Source organism: Pseudomonas sp. GD03858 (genome assembly GCF_029840925.1).
Taxonomy (GTDB): domain Bacteria; phylum Pseudomonadota; class Gammaproteobacteria; order Pseudomonadales; family Pseudomonadaceae; genus Aquipseudomonas.
On sequence record NZ_JAOCDM010000067.1, the window covers coordinates 15,930 to 27,775 of the forward strand.

At 64.3% G+C, this 11,846-nt stretch carries 11 protein-coding genes; 3 read left to right on the forward strand and 8 right to left on the reverse strand.

What is annotated here, in order from left to right; genetic code table 11:
- Positions 1 to 91: 91 nt before the first annotated feature.
- Complete coding sequence (locus tag N5D48_RS17065) at positions 92 to 1,198, reverse strand: GlxA family transcriptional regulator (protein WP_279886406.1); 1,107 nt, start codon at positions 1,196 to 1,198, stop codon at positions 92 to 94.
- Between the two features lie 389 nt (positions 1,199 to 1,587).
- Positions 1,588 to 2,964, reverse strand: a complete 1,377-nt coding sequence (locus N5D48_RS17070; RefSeq protein ID WP_279886408.1) for an L-serine ammonia-lyase — start codon at positions 2,962 to 2,964, stop codon at positions 1,588 to 1,590.
- Between the two features lie 444 nt (positions 2,965 to 3,408).
- Here N5D48_RS17070 and N5D48_RS17075 point away from each other — a divergent pair, with 444 nt between their 5' ends.
- From N5D48_RS17075 to choV, 3 genes are all read left to right on the forward strand, one after another.
- Positions 3,409 to 4,356, forward strand: coding sequence for a choline ABC transporter substrate-binding protein (locus tag N5D48_RS17075; RefSeq protein WP_279886410.1), 948 nt, complete (start codon positions 3,409 to 3,411; stop codon positions 4,354 to 4,356).
- Between the two features lie 79 nt (positions 4,357 to 4,435).
- Complete coding sequence (choW, locus tag N5D48_RS17080) at positions 4,436 to 5,284, forward strand: choline ABC transporter permease subunit (protein WP_279886421.1); 849 nt, start codon at positions 4,436 to 4,438, stop codon at positions 5,282 to 5,284.
- The gene (gene choV, locus N5D48_RS17085) at positions 5,281 to 6,459 is read left to right on the forward strand and encodes a choline ABC transporter ATP-binding protein (RefSeq protein WP_279886412.1); all 1,179 of its coding nucleotides are present in this window, start codon (positions 5,281 to 5,283) and stop codon (positions 6,457 to 6,459) included. The genes choW and choV overlap by 4 nt, the downstream gene beginning before the upstream one ends.
- A gap of 138 nt (positions 6,460 to 6,597) precedes the next feature.
- On the opposite strand, the gene hisF is transcribed toward choV, so the two are convergent.
- From hisF to N5D48_RS17115, 6 genes are all read right to left on the reverse strand, one after another.
- Positions 6,598 to 7,368 carry an imidazole glycerol phosphate synthase subunit HisF gene (gene hisF, locus N5D48_RS17090; RefSeq protein WP_008091498.1) on the reverse strand — a complete coding sequence of 257 codons (771 nt, stop codon included), beginning with the start codon at positions 7,366 to 7,368 and terminating at the stop codon, positions 6,598 to 6,600.
- 110 nt (positions 7,369 to 7,478) lie between these two features.
- Positions 7,479 to 8,210, reverse strand: coding sequence for a 1-(5-phosphoribosyl)-5-[(5-phosphoribosylamino)methylideneamino]imidazole-4-carboxamide isomerase (gene hisA, locus N5D48_RS17095; RefSeq protein ID WP_173887307.1), 732 nt, complete (start codon positions 8,208 to 8,210; stop codon positions 7,479 to 7,481).
- A 27-nt stretch (positions 8,211 to 8,237) separates the two neighbouring features.
- Positions 8,238 to 8,498 (reverse strand): DUF2164 domain-containing protein, encoded by a 261-nt coding sequence (locus tag N5D48_RS17100; RefSeq protein ID WP_054903416.1) that lies wholly within the window; start codon positions 8,496 to 8,498, stop codon positions 8,238 to 8,240.
- Positions 8,499 to 9,137 carry an imidazole glycerol phosphate synthase subunit HisH gene (gene hisH / locus N5D48_RS17105; protein WP_060512243.1) on the reverse strand — a complete coding sequence of 213 codons (639 nt, stop codon included), beginning with the start codon at positions 9,135 to 9,137 and terminating at the stop codon, positions 8,499 to 8,501. It lies immediately after the preceding gene.
- On the reverse strand, positions 9,138 to 9,731 hold the full coding sequence (hisB, locus tag N5D48_RS17110; RefSeq protein ID WP_028688464.1) for an imidazoleglycerol-phosphate dehydratase HisB: 594 nt from the start codon (positions 9,729 to 9,731) through the stop codon (positions 9,138 to 9,140). It abuts the gene before it with no gap.
- A 257-nt stretch (positions 9,732 to 9,988) separates the two neighbouring features.
- Positions 9,989 to 11,647, reverse strand: coding sequence for an OFA family MFS transporter (locus tag N5D48_RS17115; protein WP_279886420.1), 1,659 nt, complete (start codon positions 11,645 to 11,647; stop codon positions 9,989 to 9,991).
- Positions 11,648 to 11,846 lie beyond the last annotated feature (199 nt).

Below are 11,846 nucleotides of genomic sequence, written 5' to 3' on the forward strand. Positions count from 1 at the left end.
CCCAGGATCTTAGCGTTGATGCCTAGATTGCTGGGGCTGCTTTGCAGCCCTTTCGCGACGCAAGGCCGCTCCTACAAGGGCCAGTTTTCAGCTACAGGCGCACACTGGCAAACGTCGACTCGTTGCGCGCCTGGCTCAGCGCCGCCAGCGGCCCGCTGTGCGGTGACAGGGCCATGGCCTGCGGGATCGGCATCATCGCCACCTGCTGGGTGGTGTTCGAGCCCACGCGCTCGTCACGCGGCGGAATGCCGAAGTATTCGCGGTAGCACTTGGAGAAGTGCGGCGTGGAGACGAACCCGCACACCGACGCCACCTCGATGATCGACATCGGTGTCTGCTTGAGCAGCTGCCGGGCACGGATCAGGCGCAGCTTGAGGTAGTAGCGCGACGGCGAGCAGTGCAGGTACTTCTGGAACAGGCGCTCGAGCTGGCGCCGCGACACCGACACGTAGACCGCCAGCTCGTCCAGGTCGATCGGCTCTTCGAGGTTGGCCTCCATCAGCGCGACGATTTCCTGCAGCTTCGGCTGGTTGGTGCCGAGCATGTGCTTGAGCGGCACGCGCTGGTGGTCCTGCTCGTTGCGAATGCGCTCGTAGACGAACATCTCGGAGATCGCCGCCGACAGCTCGCGGCCATGATCGCGGCTGATCAGGTGCAGCATCATGTCCAGCGGCGCGGTACCGCCGGAGCTGGTGAAACGGTTGCGGTCGAGGGTGAACAGCCGGGTGCTCATGTTCACCCGTGGGTAGGCTTCCTGCATCGCCGCCAGGCATTCCCAGTGCACGCTGCAATCGAAACCGTCGAGCAAGCCGGCGCAGGCCAGCGCCCAGCTGCCGGTGCATACCGCGCCAAGGCGGCGCGACTGGCGGGCCTGGGCCTGCAGCCAGGTGACATGCTCGCGGGTAACGGTACGCTGGATGCCGACGCCGCCGCAGACGATCACGGTGTCGATGGGCGGGGCGTTGTGCATCGCCGCATCGGGGGTGATCTGCAGGCCGTCGCTGGCCCAGACCTGGCCGCCATCGACCGTCAGCGTGTGCCAGCGATACAGCTCGCGGCCGGACAGCTGGTTGGCCATGCGCAGCGGCTCGACCGCCGACGCCAGGGAAATGAGGGTGAAGTTGTCCAGCAGGAGAAAGCCGATGGACTGGGGTGCTGTGCGGTTCTGGGTTGGGTTCCCGGAGGTGTACGACGTCATCGCGATTTCTCCTCACACAATGCAGGGTGTGCCTCAGGCGAGCACTGTTGTTGTAATGGCCCCGTTTCGTATGCAGGGGCTTTGCCAATCTCAACGCAAATGGCATGCCTGAAATTGAACGCTCATCCAATAAAACCCAAAAACGACGTCGGCATGCGCCTTCCAGCGGTCCGGGCAATGAGCGTGAGGTCAAACGCAAACAGGCGCGCCAGCGCCCCTGCGCGTCACCGCTGAGCAATTCGGTAGCACTTGTGGGAAGGTTGCCCAGATGCGACAGACTTGAGTGTCACCGACAACGACCCTGCTGGTAACGACAGGCGACGGTCGGTAGATGACAACCGGTGCGCCAGAATGTGGCGCATCGGTCAGGCGCGGGCCAGAACGGCGCATCAGCACTCGATGACGCTGACCGCCAGGCCGCCGCGCGAGGTTTCCTTGTACTTGTCGTGCATGTCGGCCCCGGTGTCACGCATGGTGCGGATCACCTGGTCGAGGGAAATGAAGTGCTCGCCGTCGCCCCGCAGAGCCATCTGCACGGCATTGATGGCCTTCACCGCGGCGATGGCGTTGCGCTCGATGCACGGCACCTGGACCAGGCCGCCGACCGGGTCGCAGGTCAGCCCGAGGTTGTGCTCCAGGGCGATCTCGGCGGCGTTCTCCAACTGCGCCGGCGTGGCGCCGAGCACTTCGGCCAGCCCTGCGGCGGCCATGGCGCAGGCCGAACCGACCTCGCCCTGGCAACCGACCTCGGCGCCGGAGATGGACGCGTTCTTCTTGCACAGGATGCCCACCGCCGCCGCGCCGAGGAAGAAGTCCACCACGTTGGATTCATCCACCACATCGGAGAAACGCATGTAGTAGTGCAGCACCGCCGGAATGATCCCCGCCGCGCCGTTGGTGGGCGCGGTGACCATGCGCCCACCGGCGGCGTTCTCTTCGTTGACCGCCAGGGCATAGAGGTTCACCCACTCCATGGCGCTCATGGTCGAGCCGATCACGTTGGGCTTGCCCAGTTCCTGCAGGCTGCGGTGCAGGCGGGCGGCGCGACGGCGCACGTTGAGCCCGCCGGGCAAGGTGCCCTCATGCTTGAGGCCGTTGTTCACGCACTCCTGCATCGCCTGCCAGAGCTTGAGCAGGCCGGCGCGGATCTCTTCTTCGTTGCGCCAGACTTTCTCGTTGGCCAGCATCAATTGCGACACGCTCAGGTCGTTTTGCTTGCACAACTGCAACAGTTCGGCGGCGCTGTTGAAGTCATAGGGCAGCACGGTCTGGTCGGCGTCCAGCACACCACTGGCGGCCTGGGCGGCATCGACCACGAAGCCGCCGCCCACCGAATAGTAGGTATCGCGGTGCAGCTCGCCACCCTCGCCTTCGGCGATCAGGGTCATGGCGTTGGGGTGATAGGGCAGGTTCTCGTCCAGCAGCAGCATGTCGCGAGCCCAGACGAATTCGATGGGCAAGCGACCGTCGAGCTTGAGCACGTTGGTTTCGCGCAGGTCGGCGATGCGCGGGGTGATCTGGTTCGGGTCGATGGCGTCGGGCCATTCGCCCATCAGGCCCATGATCGTGGCGTTGTCGGTGCCATGGCCGACACCGGTGGCCGACAGCGAGCCATACAGGCGTACTACGATGCGCCGCACCCGCTCCAGTTCGCCGCGCTCGCGCAGGCCCTGGACGAACAGCGCGCCGGCACGCATGGGGCCGACGGTATGGGAACTGGAGGGCCCGACACCGATCTTGAACAGGTCGAACACGCTGATGGCCATTGTCGAATCACCTCTTGATGGGCTTGTCTCGCCGCGTCGAACGCCGCCTTGCGCAACTGCTAGGCTGAACCTTCGAGCCGCCTTGGAATGCTCGCATCATCGGGCTTTTGCCCACCCCCTCGCCGTCTGCAACCGACGTACTTTTGTCCAGCAGCGCCGCCGCTGTACCGGCCCTGCGCGCGCCGCTTTCCAGCGCCCGGACGACGCAAAAACCGAGGCTTGGGGGTGGAAAAACCCAGTTGCGACATCGCCCGTACTGGATACGACCCTTCCTGTACTGGATACGACGCCACCAGTAGGCGATTGCCGAACGCTGGAGGATTATCGAAAGCGACTCGTATTGCACGGCCTCGCATCCTGCCCTCTGCAGGCCTGGTCGACCGGAGCCCTGAGAACGCCCGGCGACCCACGCGAACCCGAAGATAAAATCACAGGAGTCCATCCATGAAAGGTTCACCCTCGCTGTTGCTGGTCGCGTTGCTGTCCGCTCCGCTGCTGGCCCAGGCCGCCGAACCCGAGCAGTGCCAGACGGTGCGTTTCTCCGATGTCGGCTGGACCGACATCACGGTCACCACCGCGACCACCAGCGTCGTGCTCGAAGCCCTGGGCTACAAGACCCACACCACCATGATCTCGGTACCGGTGACCTACAAGTCGCTGGCCACCGGCAAGGACCTGGACGTGTTTCTCGGCAACTGGATGCCGACCATGGAGAACGACATCAAGCAATACCGCGACGCTGGCACCGTCGAGACCGTGCGCGCCAACCTGGAAAACGCCAAGTACACCCTGGCCGTGCCCCAGGCCCTGTACGACAAGGGCCTGAAGGACTTCGCCGACATTCCCAAGTTCAAGCAGGAGCTCAAGGGCAAGATCTACGGCATCGAGCCAGGCAACGACGGCAACCGCACCATCCAGAAGATGATCGACGACAACGCCTTCGGCCTTAAGGACGCCGGTTTCCAGATCGTGCAGTCCAGCGAGGCCGGCATGCTCGCCCAGGTCGACCGGGCGCAGAAACGCGACGACGCGATCGTGTTCCTCGGCTGGGAACCGCACCCGATGAACACCCGCTTCAAGATGCACTACCTGACTGGCGGGGACGCCTACTTCGGCCCCGACTATGGCAAGGCCACCGTGCTGACCAACACCCGCAAGGGCTATGCCCAGGAATGCGCCAACGTTGGCCAGCTGTTGAAGAACCTGTCGTTCGAGCTCAAGGACGAAAGCACGATGATGGGCTATGTCCTGGACGACAAGATGAAACCCGAGGCCGCGGCCAAGAAGTGGCTCAAGGACAACCCCGGCAAACTGGATGCCTGGCTGGCCGGCGTGACCACCGTGGACGGCAAGCCCGGCCTCGAGGCGGCCAAGGCCAAACTGACGCAATAACGCAAGACGCTCAGGCAACACCGCGGGGCGGACCGTGCCGCCCCGGACTGATTTCAATCTTTGCAGGTGGAAGCTCGCTATCATGCTTATCGATCAGAAAATACCCCTGGGGCAGTACATCGCCTCATTCGTCGAATGGTTGACCCAGAATGGCGCCGCCTATTTCGACGCCATCGCCGCAGGCCTGGAATTCATGATCCATGGGGTCACCAGCGCCCTGACCTGGTTCAACCCGTTCGTGCTCATCGCCCTGTTCGCCGCCCTCGCCCACCTGATCCAGCGCAAGTGGGCCCTCACTGTCTTCGTCGCCCTGTCGTTCCTGCTGATCCTCAACCTGGGCTATTGGCAGGAAACCATGGAAACCCTGGCGCAGGTCACCTTCGCCACGGTGGTCTGCGTGGTCATCGGCGTGCCGCTGGGCATCGCCGCCGCACACAAGCCGATGTTCTACACCGCCATGCGCCCGGTGCTCGACCTGATGCAGACCGTGCCTACTTTTGTCTATCTGATCCCCACGCTGACCCTGTTCGGCCTAGGCGTGGTACCGGGGTTGATCTCCACCGTGGTGTTCGCCATCGCCGCGCCCATCCGCCTCACTTATCTCGGCATCTGCGACGTGCCGCAGGAACTGATGGACGCCGGCAAGGCGTTCGGCTGCTCGCGCCGCCAGCTGCTGACCCGCATCGAACTGCCCCACGCCATGCCGAGCATCGCCGCCGGCGTGACGCAATGCATCATGCTGTCGCTGTCGATGGTGGTAATCGCCGCCCTGGTGGGCGCCGACGGCCTGGGCAAGCCGGTGGTCAACGCACTGAACACCGCCGATATTTCCCTGGGCTTCGAAGCGGGCCTGGCCATCGTGCTGCTGGCGATCATGCTCGACCGCATCTGCAAGCAACCGGAACTGCCGGTAAGGGGTGAGGCATGAGCATCATTCGTTTCGAAGACGTCGACGTCATCTTCTCCAGCAAGCCGCGCGAGGCGCTGGCCTTGCTCGACCAGGGCCAGACCCGCGAGCAGATCCTCAAGCAGACCGGCCTGGTGGTCGGTGTCGAGAAGGCCAACCTGGATATCAACAAGGGCGAGATCTGCGTGCTGATGGGCCTGTCCGGCTCGGGCAAGTCGAGCCTGCTGCGCTGCATCAATGGCCTGAACACCGTGAGCCGCGGCAAGTTGTTCGTCGAGCACGAAGGCAAGCATATCGATATCGCCCACTGCACCCCGGCGGAGCTGAAGATGATGCGCACCAAGCGCATCGCCATGGTGTTCCAGAAGTTCGCCCTGATGCCCTGGCTGACGGTGCGCGAGAACATCAGCTTCGGCCTGGAGATGCAGGGGCGCCCGGAAAAGGAACGGCGCAAGCTGGTCGATGAAAAACTCGAACTGGTGGGCCTGACCCAGTGGCGCAACAAGAAGCCCGACGAGCTCTCGGGCGGCATGCAGCAGCGCGTGGGCCTGGCCCGGGCGCTGGCGATGGACGCCGACATCCTGCTGATGGACGAGCCGTTCTCGGCCCTCGACCCGCTGATCCGCCAGGGCCTGCAGGATGAGCTGCTGGCCCTGCAGAGCAAGCTGAGCAAGACCATCGTGTTCGTCAGCCACGACCTGGACGAAGCGCTGAAGCTGGGCAGCCGCATCGCGATCATGAAGGACGGGCGGATCATCCAGTACAGCAAGCCCGAGGACATCGTGCTCAATCCAGCCGACGAGTATGTACGCACCTTCGTCGCCCATACCAACCCGCTCAACGTGCTGTGTGGCCGCAGCCTGATGCGCAGCCTGGAGCAGTGCAAGCGGGTCAACGGCTCGGTGTGCCTGGATCCGGGGATCGATTCGTGGCTGGACCTTGGCGAGGGTGGTTCGATCAAGCGTGCACGCCAGGGCCAGAACGGGCTGGACATGCAGAACTGGGCACCGGGGCAGGATGTGGAGCTGCTGGAGCGCAGGCCGACCGTGGTGCACGCCGATATCGGCATGCGTGAGGCGCTGCAGATTCGCTACCAGACCGGCAACAAGCTGGTGCTGCAGGATAACGACAAGGTGGTGGGGATTCTCGGGGATACCGAGCTTTACCATGCGCTGCTCGGCAAGAACCACGGGTGATGCAATGGGGGCCGCTTTGCGGCCCATCGCGACACAAGGCCGCTCCTACAGGGATATGCGTTTGCCGGATGGATACGCGTTCCCCTGTAGGAGCGGCCTTGTGTCGCGAAAGGAGGGCATAGCCCTCCCAGCACTCTGTCAGCGAACGACGATCCCGCGCGAAGCCATATAGGCCTTGGCCTCCGGCACCGTGTACTCGCCAAAGTGGAAGATGCTCGCCGCCAGCACCGCGCTGGCATGCCCTTCCAGGATGCCGTCCGCCAGGTGCTGCAGGTTACCCACGCCACCCGAGGCGATCACCGGAATCCCCAGCGCATCGCTGATCGCCCGGGTAACCCCGAGGTCGAAGCCATTCTTCATGCCGTCCTGATCCATGCTGGTCAGCAGGATCTCGCCGGCACCCAGGCCTTCCATCTTCTTCGCCCACTCCACCGCATCCAGCCCGGTCGGCTTGCGCCCGCCATGGGTGAAGATCTCCCAGCGCGGCGTTTCGCCCGGGCCTGAGACTTTCTTGGCGTCGATGGCGACGACGATGCACTGCGAACCGAAACGGTCCGCCGCTTCACCGACGAATTCCGGGTTGAACACCGCGGCGGTGTTGATCGACACCTTGTCGGCACCGGCGTTGAGCAGGTTGCGAATGTCCTGCACGGTACGCACGCCACCGCCCACGGTCAGCGGGATGAATACCTGGCTGGCCATGCGCTCGACGGTATGCAGGGTGGTGTCACGGCCATCGACGCTGGCGGTGATATCCAGGAAGGTGATCTCGTCCGCGCCCTGCTCGTTATAGCGGCGGGCGATCTCCACCGGGTCGCCGGCATCGCGGATGTTCTCGAACTTGACGCCCTTGACCACCCGGCCGTTGTCCACGTCCAGGCAAGGGATGATGCGTTTAGCTAAAGCCATGGGAGCTCCTGGGGAGCAGCTGCAAGCTTCAAGCGGCAAGCTGCAAGATAAAGCAGTACGCGGTCCGGCTTTTCTCTTGCAGCTTGCCGCTTGCAGCTTGCCGCTCCTATTCAATAGTTGTCGCAGAATGCCTGGGCCTCGGCGACGTCGAGGGTGCCTTCGTAGATGGCGCGGCCAGTGATGGCACCGATGATGCCGGGGGCCTTGGCGTCCAGCAGGGCCTTGATGTCACCCAGGTTGTGGATGCCGCCCGAGGCGATCACCGGGATCGAGGTGGCTTCGGCCAGGGCCTTGGTGAAGGGCACGTTGCAGCCCTGCATCATGCCGTCCTTGGCGATGTCGGTGTAGACGATCGCCGAGACGCCATCGGCCTCGAAGCGCTTGGCCAGATCGATGACCTGCACCGAGCTGACTTCGGCCCAGCCGTCGGTGGCGACGAAGCCATCCTTGGCGTCCAGGCCGACGATGACCTTGCCAGGGAACGCCTTGCACGCCTCGGCGACGAATTCGGGCTGCTTGACCGCCTTGGTGCCGATGATCACGTAGCTGACGCCGGCCTTGACGTAGTGCTCGATGGTTTCCAGCGAGCGGATGCCGCCGCCGATCTGGATCGGCAGGGTCGGGTAGCGCTTGGCGATGGCGGTGACCACCTCACCGTTGACCGGCTGGCCTTCGAAGGCGCCGTTGAGGTCGACCAGGTGCAGGCGGCGGCAGCCACCTTCGACCCATTTGGCGGCCATGCTCACCGGGTCGTCGGAAAATACCGTGGAGTCTTCCATGCGGCCCTGGCGCAGGCGCACGCAGGCACCATCCTTGAGATCGATAGCGGGGATAATCAGCATCTTGGAAACCTGTCTTGTTCGTTGAGTTCAGGGCTTCTCGAGCGCCCACAGGTCGCTTTCGATGCTCTCGAACCGCTCCTTGAGGTGCAGCTGAACATCGGCAATCGCCCTGTTGTAGTAGTGGGGTGCAATTTCCTTGCTGAACAGCTCGAGGACCTCGGCCACCTCGAACGACCCCAGTTGCAGCTCGAAGCGGTCTTCGAGAAAGCGCTTGAGCGTGTCGAGCGCCTCGCGCTCCTGCTCCGGGGCCAGCGTGATGATCGGGGCCTTGGTCTTCGATCGGCTCATTTACCAGCGCCCGTCCCAGGCGACGAAGTTCTGCAGCAGCTGCAGGCCATGGGTATGGCTCTTTTCCGGGTGGAACTGCACGGCAAAGCGCGAGCCATCGGCCAGCGCGGCGGCGAAGTCGACGCCATAGTGGCCACGACCGACCACCTGGCCCGGCTTGCCGGCGTTGATGTAGTAGCTGTGCACGAAGTAGAAGCGCGCACGGTCGGAAATGTCATGCCACAGCGGGTGATCGATGGTCTGGCTGACCTCGTTCCAGCCCATGTGCGGCACTTTCAGGTGCTCGCCGTCTTCCTTGAGGTCCTTGCCGAAGAAGCGCACCTGGCCGGGGAACAGGCCGATGCAGTCGACGCCGTCGTTCTCTTCGCTGTGGTCGAGCAGGGCCTGCATGCCCACGCAGATGCCGAGGAACGGGCGGTCCTGGCTGACCTCGCGCACCAGGCTGTCGAAGCCCAGGCGGCGGATCTCGGCCATGCAGTCGCGGATCGCGCCGACGCCCGGGAACACCACGCGGTCGGCTTCACGAATCACCGCGGCGTCGCTGGTCACCAGCACCTTGCCGGCGCCCACGTGCTCGAGGGCCTTGGCCACCGAGTGCAGGTTGCCCATGCCATAGTCGATTACGGCTACCGTCTGCATTTACAGGCACCCTTTGGTGGACGGCATCTGCCCGGCCATGCGCTCGTCGAGGGTGACGGCCATGCGCAGGGCGCGGCCGAAAGCCTTGAACACGGTCTCGATCTGGTGGTGGGTGTTGTGGCCACGCAGGTTGTCGATATGCAGGGTCACCAGGGCGTGGTTGACGAAACCCTGGAAGAACTCCTGGAACAGGTCGACATCGAAGCCGCCGACGGTGGCGCGGGTATAGGGCACATGCATCTGCAGGCCCGGGCGGCCGGAGAAGTCGATGACCACCCGCGACAGCGCTTCGTCCAGCGGCACATAGGCATGGCCGTAGCGGAAGATGCCTTTCTTGTCGCCGATGGCCTGGGCGAACGCCATGCCGAGGGTGATGCCGACGTCCTCGACGGTATGGTGATCGTCGATATGCAGGTCGCCCTTGCACTCGATATCCAGATCGATCAGCCCATGTCGGGCGATCTGGTCGAGCATGTGTTCAAGGAAAGGCACGCCGATTTCGAATCGGGCCTTGCCGCTGCCATCGAGGTTGATCGAGCACTTGACCTGGGTTTCCAGGGTATTGCGCTCGACGGAAGCCTTACGTTCGACCATCACCAGCTCCGCAAAATCATTGGGCGAAAAGGGCTCCATTATAGGCCCAGAACGCGCCGGCTTGAAACGCGGATGACATATGGCAGGGCTAGTAATTACGGGGGCGGGACGGGCCTACAGGTCTATACAACCGAGCCCTGGGGCTGCTTTGCAGCCCTTTCGCGACACAAGGCCGCTCCTACAGGGTGTCGCGCTATCCCTGTAGGAGCGGCCTTGTGTCGCGAAAGGGGCGCAAAGCGCCCCCAGGGCCAGCTAACTCAATGGAACAGCACCGCCGTCTTCTGCAAGGTAATCCACACCCCCCAGGCCAGCGGAATCACCACCACGGCCCAGGCCAGCAGCACCAGCGGCAGACTGCCCGGCGCCGCATGCCATTCCAGCGAGCGCGCCGAATCGGCGCCCTTGTCATGGCTCAGCGCACGCTCGGCAGCCAGTTCGGCATCGGTCATGAAGTACTTGTCCGCCACCGGTCGCACCAACATGTTGCAAATGAAGCCCAGCACCAGCAGGCCAGCCAGGATGTACAAGGTCATGTCGTAGGCCGCGGCCCGCTCCACGCCCGCCGCCAGCTGCGCCTCGCGCAGATAGGTGATCAGCACCGGCCCCAGCACGCCGGCCGCCGCCCAGGCAGTCAGCAGGCGACCATGGATGGCGCCGACCATCTGCGTGCCGAACAGGTCGGCCAGGTACGCCGGCACGGTGGCGAAGCCGCCGCCGTACATCGACAGGATGATGCAGAACGCCGCCACGAACAGTGCCACGTTGCCGATGTGCCCCATGTTCGGCACCAGGCTGTAGAGGCCCACGCCCAAGGCGAAGAAGGCGAAGTAGGTATTCTTGCGGCCGATGTAGTCGGAGAACGAGGCCCAGAAGAAGCGTCCGCCGATGTTGAACAGGCTCAGCAGCCCGGTGAAGCCGGCGGCGATGGCGGCGATCTGCGCCAGTTGCGCGGCGTTCAGCTCACTGAACGTCAGTTCGTTGCCCAGCAGCTTGCCGGCGAACACTTCCTGCAGCAGCGGCGAGGCCATGCCGAGGATGCCGATGCCAGCCGACACGTTCAGGCACAGCACCAGCCACACCAGGGCGAACTGCGGGGTCTTCCAGGCCACGCTGACGTGCACGTGACGGTCGGTGACCATGGCGTTGGCCTTCTTCGCCGGCGGCGTCCAGCCTTCAGGCTTCCAGCCGGTCGGCGGCACGCGGTAGGCCAGGGCGCCTGCGGTCATGAACACGAAGTAGATCGCGGCCATGGCGACGAAGCTCTGCCACACGCCCACTTCGGTCGGGCTGGAGAAATGCCCCATCAAGGCAGTGGCCAGCGGCGCGCCCACCATGGCACCCCCGCCAAAGCCCATGATCGCCATGCCGGTGGCCATGCCGCGCTTGTCCGGGAACCACTTGATCAGCGTCGACACCGGCGAGATGTAGCCCAGGCCCAGGCCGATCCCGCCGATCACCCCCGAGCCCAGCCACATCAGCCACAGCTGGTGGGTCTTCACGCCGATCGCCGAGATCAGCAGGCCACCGCACCAGCACAGCGCCGACACCAGGCCGGCCTTGCGCGGGCCGGCATGCTCCAGCCAGCCGCCAAGCACCGCGGCCGAGCAGCCGAGGAACACGAAGAACAGGGTGTAGATCCAGCTGAGCATGGAGATCGGCCAGTCGCACTCGGCACTGAACAGACGGGCGACGAAGCCCATGTCGGCGGCGCAGGCCACCGGCGCGCTGACGCCCAGGGCCTGGGACAGCGGCAGCCAGAACACCGAGAAGCCATAGGCCATGCCGATGCACAGGTGAATGGCCAGGGCCGCCGGGGGCACCAACCAGCGGTTGAAGCCCGGACGGGCGATGATGCGCTCCTTCGACAGGAAGCCTGGCGCGCTCGCCACCGCCCCCGCCGTGATACTGCTGTTCATGGATTGCTCCTTCTTGTAGGTGGGCGATGCTCGCGGAGGGCTCTGTATGCTGCACGCAAGGCAGCCCGGCCGCTTCGGGCGACACCCCGCGACAATGGGTCGCGGGGGCTCCACGGGCGGCGCAAGATTACCAGCAGCCGATGCCATGAAAGCAATCTGATATCGTGTTTTTTTTTCCAACTGAAACGGTACTGCTGGC

Excerpts from the sequence above, each read along its gene's own strand:
- N5D48_RS17075 (WP_279886410.1), top strand. The coding sequence starts at position 3,409 with ATGAAAGGTTCACCCTCGCTGTTGCTGGTCGCGTTGCTGTCCGCTCCG.
- N5D48_RS17070 (WP_279886408.1), bottom strand. The coding sequence starts at position 2,964 with ATGGCCATCAGCGTGTTCGACCTGTTCAAGATCGGTGTCGGGCCCTCC.
- hisA (WP_173887307.1), bottom strand. The coding sequence starts at position 8,210 with ATGCTGATTATCCCCGCTATCGATCTCAAGGATGGTGCCTGCGTGCGC.
- N5D48_RS17100 (WP_054903416.1), bottom strand. The coding sequence starts at position 8,498 with ATGAGCCGATCGAAGACCAAGGCCCCGATCATCACGCTGGCCCCGGAG.
- hisF (WP_008091498.1), bottom strand. The coding sequence starts at position 7,368 with ATGGCTTTAGCTAAACGCATCATCCCTTGCCTGGACGTGGACAACGGC.
- choV (WP_279886412.1), top strand. The coding sequence starts at position 5,281 with ATGAGCATCATTCGTTTCGAAGACGTCGACGTCATCTTCTCCAGCAAG.
- N5D48_RS17115 (WP_279886420.1), bottom strand. The coding sequence starts at position 11,647 with ATGAACAGCAGTATCACGGCGGGGGCGGTGGCGAGCGCGCCAGGCTTC.
- N5D48_RS17065 (WP_279886406.1), bottom strand. The coding sequence starts at position 1,198 with ATGACGTCGTACACCTCCGGGAACCCAACCCAGAACCGCACAGCACCC.
- hisH (WP_060512243.1), bottom strand. The coding sequence starts at position 9,137 with ATGCAGACGGTAGCCGTAATCGACTATGGCATGGGCAACCTGCACTCG.
- hisB (WP_028688464.1), bottom strand. The coding sequence starts at position 9,731 with ATGGTCGAACGTAAGGCTTCCGTCGAGCGCAATACCCTGGAAACCCAG.